The sequence below is a fragment of the Streptomyces sp. NPDC008317 genome (genome assembly GCF_042955955.1).
Lineage (GTDB): Bacteria > Actinomycetota > Actinomycetes > Streptomycetales > Streptomycetaceae > Actinacidiphila.
On record NZ_JBIBFQ010000002.1, the window covers coordinates 915,884 to 935,111 of the forward strand.

13 protein-coding genes are annotated in these 19,228 nt (G+C 71.0%); 1 reads left to right on the forward strand and 12 read right to left on the reverse strand.

The window, feature by feature from the left end; genetic code table 11:
* Positions 1 to 109 precede the first annotated feature (109 nt).
* Both ACFY9V_RS09050 and ACFY9V_RS09055 read right to left on the reverse strand, forming a co-directional pair.
* Positions 110 to 892, reverse strand: a complete 783-nt coding sequence (locus ACFY9V_RS09050; RefSeq protein ID WP_355349564.1) for a TIGR03936 family radical SAM-associated protein — start codon at positions 890 to 892, stop codon at positions 110 to 112.
* Between the two features lie 216 nt (positions 893 to 1,108).
* The gene (locus ACFY9V_RS09055; protein ID WP_391160348.1) at positions 1,109 to 2,380 is read right to left on the reverse strand and encodes a hypothetical protein; all 1,272 of its coding nucleotides are present in this window, start codon (positions 2,378 to 2,380) and stop codon (positions 1,109 to 1,111) included.
* A gap of 531 nt (positions 2,381 to 2,911) precedes the next feature.
* Here ACFY9V_RS09055 and ACFY9V_RS09060 point away from each other — a divergent pair.
* Entirely contained in the window at positions 2,912 to 6,319 is a 3,408-nt protein-coding gene (locus tag ACFY9V_RS09060; protein WP_391047585.1) for a CARDB domain-containing protein, read from the forward strand.
* Between the two features lie 96 nt (positions 6,320 to 6,415).
* Here ACFY9V_RS09060 and ACFY9V_RS09065 read toward each other — a convergent pair whose 3' ends face one another.
* The 10 genes from ACFY9V_RS09065 to ACFY9V_RS09110 all read right to left on the reverse strand — a co-directional run bounded on the left by ACFY9V_RS09065 (position 6,416) and on the right by ACFY9V_RS09110 (position 19,192).
* Positions 6,416 to 8,341 (reverse strand): TIGR03960 family B12-binding radical SAM protein, encoded by a 1,926-nt coding sequence (locus tag ACFY9V_RS09065; protein WP_355349555.1) that lies wholly within the window; start codon positions 8,339 to 8,341, stop codon positions 6,416 to 6,418.
* A 136-nt stretch (positions 8,342 to 8,477) separates the two neighbouring features.
* Positions 8,478 to 10,067: a CHAD domain-containing protein gene (locus ACFY9V_RS09070; protein ID WP_391160350.1), complete on the reverse strand. Its 1,590-nt coding sequence runs from the start codon at positions 10,065 to 10,067 to the stop codon at positions 8,478 to 8,480.
* Between the two features lie 93 nt (positions 10,068 to 10,160).
* Entirely contained in the window at positions 10,161 to 11,360 is a 1,200-nt protein-coding gene (rodA, locus tag ACFY9V_RS09075; RefSeq protein ID WP_355349549.1) for a rod shape-determining protein RodA, read from the reverse strand.
* Positions 11,357 to 13,567, reverse strand: a complete 2,211-nt coding sequence (gene mrdA / locus ACFY9V_RS09080; RefSeq protein ID WP_355349546.1) for a penicillin-binding protein 2 — start codon at positions 13,565 to 13,567, stop codon at positions 11,357 to 11,359. The genes rodA and mrdA overlap by 4 nt, the downstream gene beginning before the upstream one ends.
* Positions 13,564 to 14,220, reverse strand: coding sequence for a rod shape-determining protein MreD (gene mreD / locus ACFY9V_RS09085; RefSeq protein ID WP_391047608.1), 657 nt, complete (start codon positions 14,218 to 14,220; stop codon positions 13,564 to 13,566). The genes mrdA and mreD overlap by 4 nt, the downstream gene beginning before the upstream one ends.
* Before the next feature lie 6 nt (positions 14,221 to 14,226).
* A complete protein-coding gene (gene mreC, locus ACFY9V_RS09090; RefSeq protein WP_391160352.1) occupies positions 14,227 to 15,213 on the reverse strand; it encodes a rod shape-determining protein MreC in 987 nt (328 codons plus the stop codon).
* Between the two features lie 124 nt (positions 15,214 to 15,337).
* Complete coding sequence (locus ACFY9V_RS09095; protein ID WP_355349577.1) at positions 15,338 to 16,360, reverse strand: rod shape-determining protein; 1,023 nt, start codon at positions 16,358 to 16,360, stop codon at positions 15,338 to 15,340.
* 264 nt (positions 16,361 to 16,624) lie between these two features.
* On the reverse strand, positions 16,625 to 17,038 hold the full coding sequence (ndk, locus tag ACFY9V_RS09100; protein WP_188282321.1) for a nucleoside-diphosphate kinase: 414 nt from the start codon (positions 17,036 to 17,038) through the stop codon (positions 16,625 to 16,627).
* Between the two features lie 206 nt (positions 17,039 to 17,244).
* Positions 17,245 to 17,616 carry a DUF4233 domain-containing protein gene (locus tag ACFY9V_RS09105; protein WP_355349537.1) on the reverse strand — a complete coding sequence of 124 codons (372 nt, stop codon included), beginning with the start codon at positions 17,614 to 17,616 and terminating at the stop codon, positions 17,245 to 17,247.
* A 13-nt stretch (positions 17,617 to 17,629) separates the two neighbouring features.
* Positions 17,630 to 19,192, reverse strand: coding sequence for a glutamate ligase domain-containing protein (locus tag ACFY9V_RS09110; RefSeq protein WP_391160354.1), 1,563 nt, complete (start codon positions 19,190 to 19,192; stop codon positions 17,630 to 17,632).
* Positions 19,193 to 19,228: the final 36 nt, after the last annotated feature.

The window sequence follows — 19,228 nt, forward strand, 5'->3', positions numbered from 1 at the left end:
GCTGTGTCGCTCGTCGGCACCGCGTCGGCGGGTCGACGAAAGTCTCATGTGGTCTGCGGCGCCGGACCCGGGTGGCTCCCTGGTGCGTCGGCGACGCGTGACGACGTGGCTACGCGGACCCGGCAGGTACCGTCACAGCGTCGCGATCATGCGCGAGCGGGTCGGTGACCGTGCCGGACTCCTCGTCGAGCGGCCCCTGCGCCAGCCTGGTCACCGCTGCGGGGACCGGCGGCGCGAGGTCGGCCGTCGCATGGAGGCCGGACAGTACGTCGTCGGGCCGTACGGCAGGTGTCAGGTGCCGTACAACCAGCCGCAGTATCGCACAGGCGCGGTCCTGCGGCCTATCGGCACCCTGTTCGGACATGTCCGCGTCGTGCCCGGCGCCGTTGTCCGGCGTGTCGTCCACGACTTCCAGGCGCGTGACGGCGCCGCGGGTGTCGAACGTGCGGATGCCGTTCTTCGTCTTGCGCTGTACTTCCACGGTCTCCGCGGCGAGGAACGCCGCGACGGCCTGTCGTGCCTCGGCCGGGTCGACACCGTCGAGCCTGACCTGCCAGACGGACGCCTCGAGGCGTTCGGCGAGTCCCGAGGTCCGGGCCTCGACCGCCTCGATGACGTCGAGTCCCGCGGGCAGCGACTCGTCGAGCAGCAGCCGCAGCTTCTCCGGGTCGACGCTGCGCGCGAGGGCGATCTCCAGATACTCCGCCTCGCTGCCGACGCCGGTGGGTGCGGCGTTGGCGTACGACACCTTGGGGTGCGGGGTGAAGCCCGCCGAGTACGCCATCGGCACCTCGGCGCGGCGCAGGGCCCGCTCGAAGGCGCGCTGGAAGTCGCGGTGGCTGGTGAACCGGAGGCGGCCACGCTTGGTGTAGCGCAGTCGAATGCGCTGCACCGCCGGTGCGGGCGGCGGACCTTCGGGCTGTCGCTTGCCCAGTGTCGTTCAGTCCCTCGTGCGTACTCGTGTCCCGGGAGCCCGTCACCGGGCCCGCTTGTCTTTCACAAGGTTACGCCGCGTCGCGCGTTGCTGTTGACGGGTGACCCCCGCCCTGTGGACAACCCGGGGTCGACAGTCTCGGGGGAACGCCCTGAACCGGTGCCGGTCCCCCGCTCAGCGGTGGGTCGGCGGACGCCGCTTGGCGAGGTCGGGGCCGGGCTGCTTACGGTGGCGGGCCGCCGGCCGGGGCAGCGCTTGCGTGGCGTGCGCGCTCGCCACCAGCGCGTCGGCCGGATCGGGCGCCTCTGATACGTCGGCCGCGTCCGTCGCCGGCGCCGGGCCGAACGCCCCCGGCTCGTACCCGGCCCGCCGCGGCGGCAGCCGCCGCTCGGCGGCGCCGACCGGATCGCCGAAGAGCGCCCTGCGGGTCTCGGCGCGCAACTCGCGCAGCGAGCGGCGGGCGTCGGCGACCGCGTCCTTGACCGGCTGCCAGACCGCGCGCCGGTACCAGCGGCCCGCGGCCCGTACCGCGCGCAGTACGGGAGCGCCGGTCCGGCTCCAGACCCAGGCGGCGGGGACCGCGATCAGCACGCGGGCCAGCCACGCGATGCCGCGGCCGACGGCGCGCGAGACATAGCCGGTCACCCGCCAGGCGTGGCCGAGCGCCGCGCCGATCTCGCGTGCGACCGGGACGACGACGCGCCGCCACACGAAGCCGACCGGCAGCACGACCAAGGTTCTGACCAGCCAGAGCAGGCCGAGCCACGTCATCCGCAGCGTCCACGCGAGGCCGCGGCCGACCGGCGTGAGCACGTACCGCCACAGCGCCGCCAGCGGCCACACCAGCGCGTACCGCACGAAGAAGACGACGGCCGCGGCGAGTGCGAGCGCGACGGGCACCAGCAGGGAGCGCCAGAGCCAGCGGGCGGGCACGGCCAGGAGGTAGTGGCCGAGCCAGGAGGCGCCCGCGCCCAGGCCCGCGCCGAGGGTCAGCAGCGTCCAGCGGACGGCGCGGCCGACGGGCGCGAGGACGTACGTGTAGAGGGCGGTCAGGGGGACGACGAGCAGCCAGTGCGCGAGCAGTCCCGTGCCGGCGCCGAGCATCCGCAGTGTCCAGGCGGCGGCGTGGCCGAGCGGTACGAGCACGTACCGCCACAGGGCGACGAGCGGGACGACGACCAGGTAGCGGGTCAGGAAGACGGCCGGGATCACCACCAGGGTGCGCACCGCCCAGGCGAGCGCGGCGCCGAGGACCCGCAGCGGCGGGAGCAGCAGGCGGCGCCATGTCCAGCGCAGTCCGGCCGAGGTCGCGCGCCCGGCCGTCGCGAGCGCGTCCCAGAGCAGGCGCAGCGGCAGCACGACGGCGAAGGCGACGAGACGGACCGGCATACGTATGGCGACGGTCAGGCAGCCGTCGCCGCTCCCCCGCGGGTGTTCCAGAGCCATGCGGTGAACCTACCCGCAGGGCTTGGCGGGTTGGCGTACCGCGCGGTGTCCGCAGCCGGATCGGCACCCGGCGGATACCGCCCGGAGACGTCGCGCGGCGGCGGCCGGGGGCGTGGCACGGCCACGTGTCACGGCCGCGCACACGGGCCGGGGCGCGGCTCGACGTGCTCCGGCGAGCACTCCTGCGAGTACGGCTCCACGCACGCCTCGAAGCGCGGCTCGCGGCACCGCGCGAAAACGCTCCGCCACGGCGCGGGCCAGGGGCCTTGCGCAGGTTCCGCCCCGTCAAGTCGTCGGCGGCGCGCATGTGTTGGGCATGCGCAGGTCTTGTCAACAAATCGAATGACGTGCGTAAACCGTTGACAAGCCGGTGACACGATCGCAACATGTGACTCGCAAAAAGCTGGTCAATGCTCTCTCAATTCTTCACATCTGTATGCAACTTCACGGCAGGAGCCGCCTCGCGTCCTGCGAACCCCGCGCGTCCCGCGCGTCGTCCGCGCTCTCTCGTTCCGACTGAACAGAGGACACATGAAACGGAAACAGCTCAGCCGTCGGCTGATCACCGGCCTGGTCACCGCCGGTCTGATCGCCATCGGGCTCCTGCCACTGTCCGGGGCCGCCGCCGCGGCCGACCGGCCCAACCTCGCCTCGGGGAAGGCCGCTTCGTCGAGCGGCGCGGTGGGCGGATACCCCGCCTCCGCGGTCACCGACGGCAACCAGGGCACGTACTGGGAAGGACCGAACAACACCTTCCCGCAGTGGGTGCAGATCGACCTCGGCGGCAGCGGTGCCGCCGTCGACCAGGTGGTGCTCAAGCTGCCGGCCGGCTGGGAGGCGCGCACCGAGACCATCGCGGTGCAGGGCAGCACCGACGGCGCCGCCTTCAGCACGCTGTCCGCCGCGCAGGGCCGCACCTTCAACCCCGCTTCCGCCAACACCGTGACGGTCGACTTCAGCGCCGCGACGGTCCGCTACGTACGGCTGAACATCACCGCCAACACCGCGTGGCCGGCCGCGCAGATATCCGAGCTGGAGATCCACGGCACGACGGTCACCGACCCCGGCGGCCCCGGCCCCGGCGATCCCGGCCCCGGTGACGGCACGGGCAAGGACCTGGCGCGCGGCAAGCCGATCGAGGCGTCCTCGACGGCCCAGTCCTTCGTCGCGTCCAACGCCAACGACGGCCAGGTCGGCAGCTACTGGGAGTCCAACGGCTTCCCGTCGACGCTGACGGTCAAGCTCGGTTCCGACGCCGACATCACCTCCGTCGTCGTCAAGCTCAACCCCGACGCCGCGTGGGGTCCGCGCACGCAGAACATCCAGGTGCTCGGGCGCGGCCAGAGCGCGACCGGCTTCACCTCGCTGAAGGCCAGGGCCGACTACGCGTTCAGCCCGTCGAGCAACCAGAACACCGTGACCATCCCGGTCACCGGCCGGGCCGCCGACCTCCAGCTCGGGTTCTTCTCCAACTCCGGTGCCCCGGGCGGCCAGGTCGCCGAGGTGCAGGTCATCGGCGTACCCGCGCCCAACCCCGACCTGACCGTCACCGCGCTGTCGTGGACCCCGACCGCCCCGGTCGAGACCGACACCGTGAACGTCAGCGCCACCGTGAAGAACATCGGCAGCGCCGCGTCGCCCGCGACCACCGTCAATGTCAGCGTCGGCGGTGTCGTCGCGGGCAGCGCCCCGGTGGCCGCCCTCGCCGCCGGTGCGTCCGCCACCGTCCAGGTCGCCGTCGGCAAGCGGGCGGTGGGCAGCTACACCGTCTCGGCCGTGGTCGACCCCAATGGCACCGTCATCGAGCAGAGCAAGGACAACAACAGCCTCGCCTCACCGACGAAGCTGGTCGTCGCGCAGGCGCCGGGCCCCGACCTCGAAGTGCTCGGTATCACCTCCAACCCGGCCAGCCCCGCGGTCGGCGCGGCCGTCTCCTTCACCGTCTCGGTGCACAACCGCGGCACCACCTCGACGGGCGTCGCCACCGTCACCCGCCTCACCGTGGGCGGCACGACGCTCGACACCAGCACCCCGGCGATCGCCGCGGGCGCGACCGTCACCGTGAACGTCACCGGCACCTGGACCGCGACCAGCGGCGGCGCCACCCTCGTCGCGACCGCGGACGCCACCAACGTCGTCGCCGAGACCAACGAGACCAACAACACCTTCTCCCGCTCGATCGTGGTCGGGCGCGGCGCCGCCGTCCCGTACACCGAGTACGAGGCCGAGGCCGCCACGTACCAGGGCACGCTCCTGGAGACCGACCCGCTGCGCACCTTCGGTCACACCAACTTCGCGACCGAGTCCTCGGGCCGCAAGTCGGTACGGCTGAACACCACCGGTCAGTTCGTGGAGTTCACCTCCACCAACCCGACCAACTCGATCGTGGTGCGCAACTCGATCCCCGACGCCGCGAACGGCGGCGGCATCGAGGCCACGATCAGCCTCTACATCAACAACACGTTCAACCGGAAGATCACCCTGTCCTCGAAGCACAGTTGGCTGTACGGCAACACCGACGGCCCCGAGGCGCTGACCAACTCGCCGCAGGCGGACGCCCGTCGGCTGTTCGACGAATCCAACGCGCTGCTGTCGACGACGTATCCGGTGGGCACCAAATTCCGCCTCCAGCGGGACGCGACCGACACGGCGTCGTTCTACGTCATCGACCTGATCGACCTGGAGCAGGTGGCGCCGCCGAAGGCCAAGCCCGCCGAGTGCACGTCGATCACCGAGTACGGCGCGATCCCGGACGACGGGATCGAGGACACCGCCGCGATCCAGCGGGCCGTGACCGCCAACCAGAACGGCCTCATCAACTGCGTGTGGATCCCGGCGGGCCAGTGGCGCCAGGAGAAGAAGATCCTCACCGAGGACCCGCTGCACCGCGGCCAGTACAACCAGGTCGGCATCAGCAACGTCACGATCCGCGGCGCGGGCATGTGGTACTCGCAGCTCTACTCGCTGATCCAGCCGCAGGACGCCGTGGGCAGCATCAACCACCCGCACGAGGGCAACTTCGGCTTCGACATCGACAACAACACGCAGATCTCCGACATCGCGATCTTCGGCTCCGGCCGGATCCGCGGCGGTGACGGCAACGCCGAGGGCGGCGTGGGCCTCAACGGCCGGTTCGGCAAGAACACCAAGATCAGCAACGTGTGGATCGAGCACGCCAACGTCGGTGTCTGGGTCGGCCGCGACTACGACAACATCCCCGCCCTGTGGGGACCGGCGGACGGCCTCGAATTCAGCGGGATGCGCATCCGCGACACCTACGCCGACGGCATCAACTTCACCAACGGCACCCGCAATTCGAAGGTGTTCAACTCCTCCTTCCGCACCACGGGCGACGACTCGCTCGCGGTCTGGGCCAACAAGTACGTCAAGGACCAGTCCGTCGACATCGCGCACGACAACCACTTCGTGAACAACACCATCCAGTTGCCCTGGCGCGCCAACGGCCTGGCGATCTACGGCGGTTACGGCAACACCATCGAGAACAACCTCGTCTACGACACGATGAACTACCCGGCGATCATGCTGGCCACCGACCACGACCCGCTGCCGTTCTCCGGCCAGACGCTGATCGCCAACAACGGCATCCAGCGCGGCGGCGGCGTCTTCTGGGGCGAGGCGCAGAAGTTCGGGGCCATCACCCTGTTCGCCTCCACCAGTGACATCACCGGCGTCACCATCCGGGACACCGACATCGCCGACTCCACCTACGACGGGATCCAGTTCAAGAACGGCGGCGGCGCCATGCCGGGCGTCACCATCAGCAACGTCACCATCGACAAGTCCAACAACGGCGCCGGGATCCGCGCCCAGGGCGGCGCGCGGGGCAGCGCCAATCTGTCCCACGTCACCATCACCAACTCCGCCAACGGCAGCGTCCTCATCGAGCCCGGATCGCAGTACGTGATCAACGGCTCGTAACCGAAGGCTCGCCCCCCGAAAAAACCCGTGGCCCCGCACGCGTCCTGCGTGCGGGGCCACGGGCCGTGTCGCGCTACCTCGCGGCGGCGCCGACCGTCACTTCACCACCGACAGCGGCAGCAGCTTCTGCCCCGTCGGGCCGACCTGGATGTGGGTGTCCATCTGCGGGCAGACACCGCAGTCGAAGCACGGCGTCCAGCGGCAGTCGTCGACCTCGGTCTCGTCCAGGGCGTCCTGCCAGTCCTCCCACAGCCAGTCCTTGTCGAGACCGGAGTCCAGGTGGTCCCAGGGCAGGACCTCCTCGGCGGTGCGCTCGCGGGTGGTGTACCAGGACAGGTCGACGCCGAAGGCGGGCAGCTCGGCCTCGGCGGCGCGCAGCCAGCGGTCGTAGCTGAAGTGCTCGCGCCAGCCGTCGAACCGGCCGCCGTCCTCGTAGACGGCCCGGATGACGGCCGACACCCGGCGGTCGCCGCGGGAGAGCAGGCCCTCGATGATGCCGGGCTTGCCGTCGTGGTAGCGGAAGCCGATGTTGCGGCCGTACTTCTTGTCGCCGCGGATCGCGTCGCGCAGCTTCTCCAGCCGGGCGTCGGTCTCCTCCACGCCGAGCTGCGGGGCCCACTGGAAGGGGGTGTGCGGCTTGGGCACGAACCCGCCGATGGAGACCGTGCAGCGGATGTCGTTCTGCCCGGTGACCTCGCGGCCCTTGGCGATGACCTTCTTCGCCATGTCGGCGATCTGGAGGACGTCCTCGTCGGTCTCGGTGGGCAGCCCGCACATGAAGTAGAGCTTCACCTGCCGCCAGCCGTTGCCGTAGGCGGTGGCCACGGTACGGATCAGGTCCTCTTCCGAGACCATCTTGTTGATGACCTTGCGGATCCGCTCGGAGCCGCCCTCGGGGGCGAAGGTCAGACCGGAGCGGCGGCCGTTGCGGGTCAGCTCGTTGGCCAGGTCGATGTTGAAGGCGTCGACGCGGGTGGACGGCAGGGACAGGCCGATCTTGTCGTCCTCGTACCGGTCGGCGAGGCCCTTGGCGACCTCGGCGATCTCGGTGTGGTCGGCGGAGGACAGCGAGAGCAGGCCGACCTCCTCGAAGCCGGTGGCCTTCAGGCCCTTCTCGACCATCTCGCCGATCCCGGTGATGGACCGCTCGCGCACCGGGCGGGTGATCATGCCCGCCTGGCAGAAGCGGCAGCCGCGGGTGCAGCCGCGGAAGATCTCCACCGACATCCGCTCGTGCACGGTCTCGGCCAGCGGCACCAGCGGCTGCTTGGGGTACGGCCACTCGTCGAGGTCCATCACGGTGTGCTTGGACACCCGCCACGGCACGCCGCTGCGGTTGGGCACGACGCGGGAGATCCGGCCGTCGGCCAGATACTCCACGTCGTAGAAGCGCGGCACGTACACCCCGCCGGTCCTCGCCAGCCGCAGCAGCACCTCGTCCCGGCCGCCGGGACGGCCCTCGGCCTTCCACGCGCGGATGACCTCGGTCATCTCCAGGACGGCCTGCTCGCCGTCCCCGATGACGGCCGCGTCGATGAAGTCGGCGATCGGCTCGGGGTTGAACGCGGCGTGGCCGCCCGCCAGCACGATCGGGTCGTCCAGCGTGCGGTCGGCGGCGAGCAGCGGGATGCCCGACAGGTCGAGCGCGGTGAGCATGTTGGTGTAGCCCAGCTCCGTGGAGAAGCTGAGGCCGAACACGTCGAAGGCGCGGACCGGGCGGTGCGCGTCGACCGTGAACTGCGGCACATCGTGCTCGCGCATCAGCGCTTCGAGGTCGGGCCACACGCTGTACGTGCGCTCGGCCAGGACGCCCTCGCGCTCGTTGAGCACCTCGTAGAGGATCATGACGCCCTGGTTGGGCAGGCCCACCTCGTACGCGTCCGGGTACATCAGCACCCAGCGGACGTCGGTGCTGTCCCACTCCTTGACGGTGGAGTTCAGCTCGCCGCCGACGTACTGGATCGGCTTCTGGACGTGCGGGAGAAGTGCTTCCAGGCGCGGGAAGACCGACTCGACAGGCATCTCGGCGACTCTCATCAGACGGCTGGGACTCCCCCGGCCGGCGGCGTGGGGGCTGGGTGACCCTCAAGGGTACCCGTGTCTCGCGGCGGCCCGGTCCCGCTCATCCGTCACGGCCCCACCGCGCCCGGGCCCCGGCTCAGATGTCGCGGTCCGCCGACCGCCAGACATCCGGCAGTTCCGCCTCCACGGCCGCCGCTCTGGCCCGCTCGGCCGCGATCAGCGCCGTGTACGCCTCGGTGGGCTCCCCCGCCGCCCGTGCCTCCCGCGCGGTACGGCCGAGCGCCGCCCGGCACATCACGCTGTCCTGGTGCTCGCCGAGGAGCTGCTGGACGGACTTCATCCGGCCGGTGTGGGCGGCGGCCCGCTTGCCGAGCACCGGCTGCGCGGCCTCGCCGCAGTAGCGGGCGCGCTTGGCGGATTTGCGGGCCTCGTGCAGCGCGATGTCGCGGTCGTCGCCTGGCGGCAGCGCCAGCGCGGCCTGGATCTGCCGCCGCAGCCGCAGGTGGTCGCGGCCCACGGCGGCGGTGGCGGCCTCGTGGGCGGGCGCGGCGGCCGACACCAGGAACGGCGGCAGCACGAGCAGCGCCTCCAGGCGGTCGAGCAGCGCGAAGTAGCGGGTCCCGTTCAGCACCCGGACCAGGGCCGCGTGGGAGCGCGCGTGGCTGTCGGCGGCCAGGCCCCGCAGCCGGTCGCGTACGGCCGCGGTGACCAGCGCGGGGTCGGCCTCGGCGAGCAGCCCGTCCACGCGGTCCGCGAGGACCTCGCGGTCGCGTTCGGTGCCGAGGACGGCGGCCAGCCACTTCAGCTCCGCGCCGAGCGGGTCGGTGGCACCGCGGTCCAGCTCCCTGCGGAAGCTCTTGAGGGCGCTGCGGGCCCTGCGGGTGGCGACCCGCATCCGGTGCACGGCGTCCTCCTGGTCGCGCCGCACCAGCGGGTCGAGCGCGAGGATCGCGGTGAGCTGTTCGCGCAGGTACCCGGTGGCGACCTCGCCCGCGGTGGCGGGGGTGCCGGGCGGCGCGGGCGGTTCGGCGAGCCGGTCGCCGAGCGCGCGGGCCAGTTTGGAGCGGGAGGCCGAGCGGCGCTGTCCCGCCGCCGTCAGCCGCTCCTCGACGGCGTCCAGCAGGGCGGGCGGGCCGCGCATCAGCTCGACCTCGGTCTCGGTCCAGCTCGGGCCGTCCGCCCCCGCGTCGGCGTCGGCGCCGGTCTCGTACGCACCGGTCTCGTCGGCACCCGTCTCGTACGCACCGGTCTCGTACGCGGCTGCCGCGTACACGTACGCCGCGACCTCGTCGTGGGCGATCTCGGCGAGCGCGCCGCCCTCCGCGTCCAGCAGCAGGGTCCGGTGCCGGGTGGTGCGCAGCCGGACCACCGGGTTCAGCGGGCGGCCCCTGAGCAGCGCGGCGACCTCGGTGCGCAACTCCTCGGGCGGGGCGTCGTCGGCGGCGCCCAGCGGGACACGGACCTCGGTGCGGGTGTCGGGCTCGCCGGTGGGCAGTTTCAGGTGCCAGCCCGCGTCCTCGCCCCCGGTACGGCGGCGGAGCGTGGTGCGGTGGGCGGCCAGCGCGAGGCCGGCGGTGTCGTAGTAGACGGCGTCGAGGAGGACGGGGTCCAGGCGCCGGATTCCGGCGACGGACGGCAGTCCTTCGAGGTCGGGAGGCGTCAGGGGGCGGCCGGGGCCGTCACCGGCCTCGTACTTGCGTTCGGTCTCGCGCACTCGCTGACCCATGCTCGACGGTAACCGGGCACCCCGCCCGCGAGCAATGGCGCGGCCGGCCGGGACGGGATCCGCGGACCCCTCCCGACCGGCCGGGCCCGCGCGTCACGCCGACATCGGCCGCTGCATCCGTACGGACTGCAACAGACCTATGGCCACACAGTTGGCGAACATCGATGATCCGCCGTACGACACAAAGGGCAAGGGGATACCCGCGACCGGCATGATGCCCAGCGTCATGCCGATGTTCTCGAAGGACTGGAAGGCGAACCAGGCGACGATTCCGGCGGCGACGATCGTGCCGTACAGGTCGGTGGCATTGCGGGCGATGGCGCAGGCCCGCCACAGGATGAGGCCGATCAGCGCGATGATCAGGGCGGCGCCGAGGAAGCCCAGTTCCTCGCCCGCGACCGAGAAGACGAAGTCCGTCTGCTGCTCGGGCACGAACTGCCCGGTGGTCTGGCTGCCGTGGAACAGGCCCTTGCCGAGCAGGCCGCCGGAGCCGATGGCGATCCGCGCCTGGCTGGTGTTGTAGCCGACGCCCGCCGGGTCCAGGGCGGGGTTGGCGAAGGCCGCGAAGCGGTCGATCTGGTACTTGTCCAGGATGCCGAGCTGCCAGACGGCGAGGGCGCCGCCGATCCCGGCGGCGATCAGGCCGAACACCCAGCGGTTGGACGCGCCGGAGGAGAGCAGCACCCCGAGCACGATCGCCGCCATCACCATCACCGAGCCGAGGTCCGGCATCATCATGATGATCAGGATCGGCAGCGCGGCCAGGCCCAGCGACTGGAGCACGGTCCGGTGGTCCGGATGCTCGCGGTCGCCCGCGTCCACCCGCGCGGACAGCACCATCGCCATGCCGAGGATGATCGCGACCTTCACGAATTCCGACGGCTGGAGCGAGAAGCCGCCGCCGATCACGATCCACGAGTGCGCGCCGTTGACGGTCGAGCCGAGCGGGCTGAGCACCGCGAGGATGCCGAGGATCGCCAGCACGTAGTAGAACGGCACGATGCCGCGCATCCTGCGGTGCCCTATGACGACGACACCGATCGCGAGACCCGCGCCGATCCCGGCGTTCATCAGGTGCCGCATCAGGAAGTAGTACTGGTCGCCGTGGGTGAGATTGGTGCGGTTGCGGGTCGCGGAGTACACCAGCATCGTGCCGATGGCGGTCAGCGCGAGGGACGCGAAGAGCAGCACCCAGTCCATCCGGCGCGCTATCGAGTCGCGGGCGAAGAGCTTGCCCAGCGTGGACCGCTCGGGGGTGAAGCGGCGGATCGAGTAGCTGTTGGTGGCACTCATGACCAGGATTTCCTGCCCTGCAGCAGCTTCTCGGTGCGGGTCGGGGTGAGGGCCGCGAGCACCGGGCCCGGGTCGCCCGGCGTGCCGTGCTGCGACGGCGTCAAGGTGGTGTCGGAGGCGGGCACGACGACGCCGTCACCGGAGATCTTCGGCAGCGCGGCGACCGGCTTGGGCATGATGCCCTTGCTCGCGTCGATCTTCGGGCCGTCCTTCTCGATGCCGTACATCGCCTCGTAGATCCGGCGGACCGCGGTGCCCGAGGCGCCGGAGCCGGTACCGGCCTGCGAGATCGTCATCACGATCGTGTAGTCCTTGGTGTACGTGGTCAGCCACGAGGTCGTCTGCTTGCCGGAGACCTCGGCGGTACCGGTCTTGGCGTGCAGCGTGATCTTGTCCTGCGGCCAGCCGGCGAACTTCCAGTTGGCGGTACCGTCCGTGACGACGCCCGCGGTGGCCTTGTTGATGTACTTCAGCGTCGACTTGGAGTCGGGCAGCTTGCCCGCCACCTTCGGCTTGATCGGCGTGACGGTCTTGCCGTCCGCGCTGACCACGGCCTTCCCTATGGTCGGCTGGTACAGCGTGCCGCCGTTGGCGAGCGCCGCGTAGATCCGGGCCATCTGGATCGGCGTGACGAGCGTGTCGCCCTGGCCGATCGCGTAGTTGACGGAGTCACCGGCGCGCAGCACGTAACCGTCGGTGCAGTTCTCCCGCGCGATGGCGGTGGCCAGGTCGTTCTTCTTACTGGTCTTCTTGAGCTTGCACCAGTAGTCCTTCATCGCGTCGTAGTAGCTCTGCTTCCACTGACGGTCGGGGACGCGGCCGGTGACCTCGCCCGGCAGGTCGATGCCGGTCTTGGCGCCGAGGCCGAACTGGTGGGCGGTCTTGTAGAACCAGTCCTTGGGGTGCTTGGGGTCGGTGCCGCCGTCCTTCTGCCACTGGTCGTACGCGATGCCGTAGAACACGGTGTCGCAGGAGACCTCCAGGGCGCGGCCGAGCGAGATGTCGCCGAAGCTCTCGTTCTCGAAGTTCTTGAAGACCTGGTTGCCGATGGTCATCGACGAGGTGCAGGGGTAGCCGCCGTTGATGTCGTAACCGGCGTTGACGGCCGCCGAGGTGGACACCACCTTGAAGGTGGAGCCGGGCGCCGACTGGCCCTGCGTGGCGCGGTTGAGCAGCGGGTAGTTGGACTCGGTCTCGTTGAGCGCCTTGTAGTCCTTGGCGGAGATCCCGCCGACCCACTCGTTGGGGTCGTAGGTGGGGGCGCTGGCCATGGCGATGACCTGGCCGGTGTTGTTGTCCAGGACGACGGCCGCGCCGGAGTCGGCCTTGTAGTTCTGGTGGGTGATGCTGTCGTACGTCTTGCGCGCGTCGGCCATGGCCTGCGCGAGTTCCTTCTCGGTGAGCGCCTGGACCTTGGAGTCGATGCTGGTCACCAGGTTCGCGCCGGGCTGCGCCGGGGTGTCGCCCGCCTTGCCGATCACCCGGCCGAGGTTGTCGACCTCGTAGCGGGTCACGCCCGCCTTGCCGCGCAACTGCGCGTCGTAGACGCTCTCCAGGCCGGAGCGGCCGATCTGGTCGGAGCGCTGGAGCGGCGCCTCGGTCTTCTCCGAGGCGGTCAGCTCCGCGTCGGTGACCGGCGACAGATAGCCGAGGACCTGCGCGGTGTTCGCCTTGGAAGGACTGGGGTAGCGGCGTACGGCGGTGGGCTCGGCGGTGACGCCGGGGAAGTCCTCGCGCCGCTCCATGATCTGGAGCGCCTGCTGGGTGGTGGCCTCGTCGGTGATCGGGATCGGCTGGTACGGCGACCCGTTCCAGCACGGCTTGGGCGTCTTCGCGTCGCACAGCCGCACCTTGTCGGTGACTTCCTTGGGGGTCAGCCCGAGGACACCGGCGAGCCGGGTCAGTACGGCCAGGCCGTCGTCGCGCTGCTTGAGCAGGTCGGTACGGGAGGCGGAGACCACCAGGCGCGTCTGGTTGTCGGCGAGCGGCACACCGCGGTCGTCGAGGATCGAGCCGCGGACGGCCGGGGTGACGACCTGCTGGATGTGGTTGTTCGCGGCCTTCTGGTCGTACTCCTGGCCGTTGCGGATCTGGAGATACCACAGGCGTCCGCCGAGGGTGAGCAGCAGGGACACCACGAGGATCTGGAGGATCACCAGGCGGATCGTGACCCGGGAGGTGCGCCCGGTCTCCGGGATGTTGCTCACCTTCTGGCCCCCCTGGGCATCGAGGCCATCGTCTTGGCCCGGCCGAACAGGCCGCGCTGCGGGCTGATCCCGGAACCGGTCCTGGTACGGGTGGGCCGGGTGCGCAGCGCGCTGCCGCCGAAGCCGCCGGTCGGGTCCTCGGTGAGCGGATCGTGGTCGAAGCGTCTGGCCAGGGCCATCACGAGCGGCACCACGAAGGGCGCGAGCAGCAGGTCGTAGACGGTCGCGGTGAACACCAGCTTGGGCAGGCCCACATGGGCGCCCGCGGTGTCGCCGACGAGGCTGCCGACGCCCGCGTACAGCAGCGTGGTGCCGACGGCCGCGCCGATCACGACGAGCATGGGTCCGGCGGCCGTGCGCAGTTGGCCGCTCTCGGGCTTGGCGAGTCCCGCCAGGTAGCCGATGACGCACAGCACGAGCGCGTAGCGGCCGACCGCGTGGTCGGCCGGTGGCGCGAGGTCGGCGAGCAGTCCCGCGCCGAAGCCGACCAGGCAGCCGCCGACGTGGCCGTAGGCGATGGCCAGGCCGAGCACGGTCAGCAGCAGCAGGTCGGGGACCGCGCCGGGCAGGTGCAGCCGGGCCAGCACGCTGACCTGGGCGACCATGGCGATCACCACGAGGACGGTGGAGAGCACGATCCGGTTGAGGCGCACGGTGTCTCAGCCCCTCTTGCCGTTGCTTGTCGTATTTTCCGTGGTGCCGGCCGTGGTGCCGGGGGTGGCGCCGCCGGTCGGGGTCGAGCCGGGCTTGGGCGTGGATGTGGGCTTCGGCTTGGGCGACGGGGTCGGCTTCGGCGGCAGCACGCTGTCGCGCGGGTCGGCACGCGGGCCCTGGACGACGACACCGACGATGTCCAGCCGGGTGAAGCCGACGAACGGCTGCACCTGGACGGTCTTGGTGAGGTTGCCGCCCGAGGGGTCGACGCCGACGACCTTGCCGACCGGCACGCCCGGCACGAACGGCTTGCCCGCCTCGGAGCCGAAGGTGACCAGCCGGTCGCCGTTGTGCACCGTGGCCTTGCCGTTGAGGAGCTGCACGCGCATCGGCTGGTTGCCCTGGCCGGTGGCGAAGCCCAGCTCCATGGAGCCCTCCATGCGGGTGCCCACGGTGAAGTCCGGGTCGTTGGCGAGCAGCACCGTGGAGGTGGAGGGGCCGACGGTGGTGACCCGGCCGACCAGGCCGTCACCGTCGATGACCGTCATGTCGCGGGTGACGCCGTCCTTGCTGCCCGCGTCGATGGTGACCGTCCAGGAGAATCCCTGCGCGGCTCCTATCGCGATGACCTGCGCGCCCTTGATGGCGTACTGACCGGCGCCCGCGGTCTTCAGCAGCTTGTCCAGCTCCGCCGCCCGGTTACGGGTGACGTCCTTGCTGCCGAGCTGCTGCTTGAGCGCCTCGTTCTCGCGTTGCAGGCGGCTGATGGTGCTGTTGCGTCCGCCGGAGTCGCGGACCGCGTCTATGGCGTTGCCCACCGGGTCGACAACGCCTGACACGGAGTTCTCGACGGGGCCGAAGACGGACTGCGCCGCCTGCCGTGGCCGGTCGAGCGGTGAGTCCTCACCGCCCCTGATGTCCACGGTGATCAGCGCGAACGCGATCACCACCAGCAGCACCAGCAGAAGCCGGCTCTCTCGTGTGTCCCTCACGGGCGCCAGTCCGTGCCTTCCTCATCGGACCTGCCGCCGCTGTGCACCGCGGCCGGTCAGAGCTTGTGGGGCGGGTTCCCGCCGTCGCTGCGGGCGACCGGTGAGCCCGTGTGCTGCCCGTGCCTCATCTGCGTGGCGAGGAGTCGAGCACCTGCTGGAGTGCCTCGAATTCCTCGACGCACTTGCCCGCGCCCAGCGCCACGCAGTCCAGCGGCGACTCGGCGATGTGAATGGGCATTCCCGTCTCGTGCCGCAGCCGCTCGTCCAGGCCGCGCAGCAGCGCGCCGCCGCCGGCCAGCACGATCCCGCGGTCCATGATGTCGCCGGACAGCTCGGGCGGGCACTTGTCCAGGGTGGTCTTCACCGCGTCGACGATCGCGTTGACCGGCTCCTCGATGGCCTTGCGCACCTCGGCCGCGGAGATCACCACGGTCTTGGGCAGGCCGCTGACCAGGTCACGGCCGCGGATCTCGGTGTGCTCGTCGTCGTCCTTGGAGGCGAAGGCGGAGCCGATGGTGAGCTTGATCTGCTCCGCGGTCCGCTCACCGAGCAGGAGGCTGTACTCCTTCTTGATGTGCTGGATGATCGCGTTGTCCAGCTCGTCACCCGCGACGCGGATGGACTGGGCGGTGACGATGCCGCCGAGGCTGATCACCGCGACCTCGGTGGTGCCGCCGCCGATGTCCACCACCATGTTGCCGGTGGCCTCGTGCACCGGGAGCCCGGCGCCGATCGCCGCCGCCATCGGCTCCTCGATGATGTGCACGGTACGGGCGCCGGCCTGCGTGGTCGCCTCGATGACGGCGCGTCGCTCGACTCCGGTGATGCCGGAGGGCACGCAGACGACCACCCGCGGGCGGGCCAGGTACCGCCGCTTGTGGATCTTGAGGATGAAGTAGCGCAGCATGCGCTCGGTGATCTCGAAGTCGGCGATGACGCCGTCCTTCAGGGGGCGCACCGCGACGATGTTGCCGGGGGTGCGGCCGATCATCTTCTTGGCCTCGGAACCGACCGCGAGGATGCCGCCGGTGTTGGTGTTGACGGCCACGACCGACGGCTCGTTCAGGACGATCCCGCGGCCCCTGACGTACACCAGCGTGTTGGCCGTCCCGAGGTCGACTGCCATGTCACGGCCGATGAACGACATGTTGTTCGCCATGTGGATACGTCTGGCCTTCCCGAGCTTGAGCGGAGATTCCATCGTAGTCGCGCCCGGCGGGGCACGGGGTCGGGGTTCCGACGTCATTGTCATCAGAACACACAGCGGACCTCTGTAATGGTGACGCCGTGTCGGGGTGTTTGGTTCCCGATCGCCGACGGCATATGCCCGGGGCGGCGGGATTCCCCCGGGCGCCTGGTCCGACGGGGCGTCAGCAACGGTACTCCGTACCCGAACAGCCAGGTCCCGGGATTAGGCCAGACCGGGGAAGAAGATCTTGATCTCGCGCTCGGCGGACTCCTCGGAGTCCGAGGCGTGGATCAGATTCTCCCGGACAATCGTCCCGAAGTCCCCCCGAATGGAGCCCGGCGCGGCGGCGATCGGGTCGGTCGGACCGGCCAGCGCGCGGACGCCCTCGATGACCCGCTCGCCCTCGACGACCATCGCGACCGCGGGGCCCGACGCCATGAAGTCCATCAGCGGCTCGTAGAACGGGCGGCCGACGTGCTCGGCGTAGTGCTGCTCCAGCGTGCCGCGGTCCAGGGTGCGCAGTTCGAGCGCGGCGACGGTCCAGCCCGCCTTGCGTTCGATGCGGCCGACGACCTCGCCGATCAGGCCGCGGCGGACGGTGTCCGGCTTGAGAAGGACAAGGGTGCGCTGCGACACGGGACGGCTCCTGCTGTGTGCGGTCTACGGGTTCGGTGTACGGGTTCTCTGTACGGGTGCGGCGTGCGGCCGGCGGGGTGCGGCCGCGGGGGGCGCGGCCGTATGGGCTCCGGCCGGCGGGGTGCGAAGTATGACGAGCCTACAAGGGCGGGCGGTGCCCGGCGGACACCGGGCCGGGACGGACGGGACGGACGGTGCGGCTGGGGTCACGCTTCCTGGGCCCGCGCACGGTCTTGTGCCCGCGCCTCGGCCTGCGCCGCGTGCCGGGCCTTCAGGACGTCCACCTTGCGCCCGTAGTGGATCGCCGCCCACCACAGACCGGCGAAGATCACGCCGAGGAAGAACATCGTGCCGACCCAGTACCCGCTGACCACCAGCGCGGCCTGGAGCACCCAGCCGACGGTCAGCGCGCCCGGCCGGGTGAGCATCCCGCACAGCAGCACGCACAGCGCCATGGCGATCCCGCACACCGTCCAGACGGTGCCCATCGACAGGTCGGGATGTTTCATCGCGACCAGACCGGCGAAGCCGATGACGAAGAACTCGCCGATCAGCGTGCTCGCACACAGCGTCCGCATCGTCCCGCCCCCTTCACTTGCGGCCCAGCAGCAGCCGGGCCTCTCCCACGGTGATGACGGAACCGGTGACCAGCACTCCGGCCCCGGAGAACTCGCCCTCGTCCTCGGCGAGCGTGATCGCCGCCTCCAGCGCGTCGTCCAGCCTCGGCTCGACCTGCACCCGGTCGTCCCCGAACACCTCGACGGCCAGCGCCGCCAATTCGTCCACGTCCATCGCGCGGTGCGTCGAGTTACGGGTGACGACCACCTCGGAGAAGACCGGCTCGAACGCCTCCAGCAGCCCGCGTACGTCCTTGTCGCCGCTCGGCCCGACCACACCGACCAGGTGCGTGAAGCCGAACGCCTCACCGACCGCCGCCGCCGCGGCGGCCGCGCCCGCCGGATTGTGCGCCGCGTCCAGCACCACGGTGGGGCTGCGGCGCACCACCTCCAGGCGGCCGGGCGAGGTGACCGAGGCGAACGCGGCCCGCACGGTGTCCATGTCGAGGGTGCGCGACTGGGTGCTGCCGATCCCGAAGAACGCCTCGACGGCGGCCAGCGCGACCGCCGCGTTGTGCGCCTGGTGCTCGCCGTGCAGCGGCAGGAAGACCTGTTCGTACTCGCCGCCCAGGCCGCGCAGCGTCAGCAGTTGCCCGCCGACGGCGACCTCGCGGTGCACGACGCCGAACTCCATGCCCTCGCGGGCGACCGTCGCGTCCGCCTCCACGGCCCGCTTGAGCAGCGTCTGCGCCGCGTCGGCGGGCTGCTGGGCCAGGACGGCGGTGGCGTTCTTCTTGATGATGCCGCTCTTCTCCACCGCGATCTCGCCGGGCGTGGAGCCCAGCCGGTCGGTGTGGTCGAGCGCGATCGGGGTGACCACGGCGACCTGGCCGTCCACCACGTTGGTGGCGTCCCAGCCGCCGCCCATGCCGACCTCGACCACCGCGACGTCGACCGGCGCGTCCGCGAAGGCCGCGTACGCCATCCCGGTGAGCACCTCGAAGAACGACAGCCGGTGCGGCTGCGCGTCGTCCACCATGCCGACGAAGGGCTGGATGTCACGGTAGGTCTCGATGAACCGCTCGGCGGAGATCGGCGCGCCGTCCAGGCTGATCCGCTCGGTGACGGACTGCACGTGCGGGCTGGTGTAGCGGCCGGTGCGCAGGTCGAAGGAGAGCAGCAGCCGCTCGATCATCCGGGCGGTGCTGGTCTTGCCGTTGGTGCCGGTGATGTGGATCGCCGGGTAGGCGCGCTGCGGGTCGCCGAGGACGTCCATCAGCGCCGTGATCCGGTCGAGCGAGGGCTCCAGCTTCGTCTCGGGCCAGCGGCCGAGCAGCTCCTCCTCGACCGTGCGCAGCTCCCGGTCGACGGCGGGGTCCGCGGGCCGCGCCGGTACGTCGTCCTCGGCCGCGACCGGGCTGACACCGGCCCGCAGCGTCCGGCTGCCCGCCTCGATGACGGCCAGGTCGGCCTCGCGGAGGGTACCGCCGGCCGCCCCGTCCGCGTCCTCGACGTCGTCGTCCACGTCGTAGGCGGTGTCCTGGATTTCGTACGCGTCGTCTTCGGGGCCGTCGCCGTTGTGCGGGTGCTCGCTCACAGCGCCCAGTCTACGGAGCCCGCGAGCGGAAACGGC

Excerpts from the sequence above, each read along its gene's own strand:
- ACFY9V_RS09055 (WP_391160348.1), bottom strand. The coding sequence starts at position 2,380 with ATGGCTCTGGAACACCCGCGGGGGAGCGGCGACGGCTGCCTGACCGTC.
- ACFY9V_RS09060 (WP_391047585.1), top strand. The coding sequence starts at position 2,912 with ATGAAACGGAAACAGCTCAGCCGTCGGCTGATCACCGGCCTGGTCACC.
- ACFY9V_RS09065 (WP_355349555.1), bottom strand. The coding sequence starts at position 8,341 with ATGCCTGTCGAGTCGGTCTTCCCGCGCCTGGAAGCACTTCTCCCGCAC.
- ACFY9V_RS09070 (WP_391160350.1), bottom strand. The coding sequence starts at position 10,067 with ATGGGTCAGCGAGTGCGCGAGACCGAACGCAAGTACGAGGCCGGTGAC.
- rodA (WP_355349549.1), bottom strand. The coding sequence starts at position 11,360 with ATGAGTGCCACCAACAGCTACTCGATCCGCCGCTTCACCCCCGAGCGG.
- ACFY9V_RS09095 (WP_355349577.1), bottom strand. The coding sequence starts at position 16,360 with ATGTCGTTCATCGGCCGTGACATGGCAGTCGACCTCGGGACGGCCAAC.
- ACFY9V_RS09105 (WP_355349537.1), bottom strand. The coding sequence starts at position 17,616 with ATGCGGACGCTGTGTGCGAGCACGCTGATCGGCGAGTTCTTCGTCATC.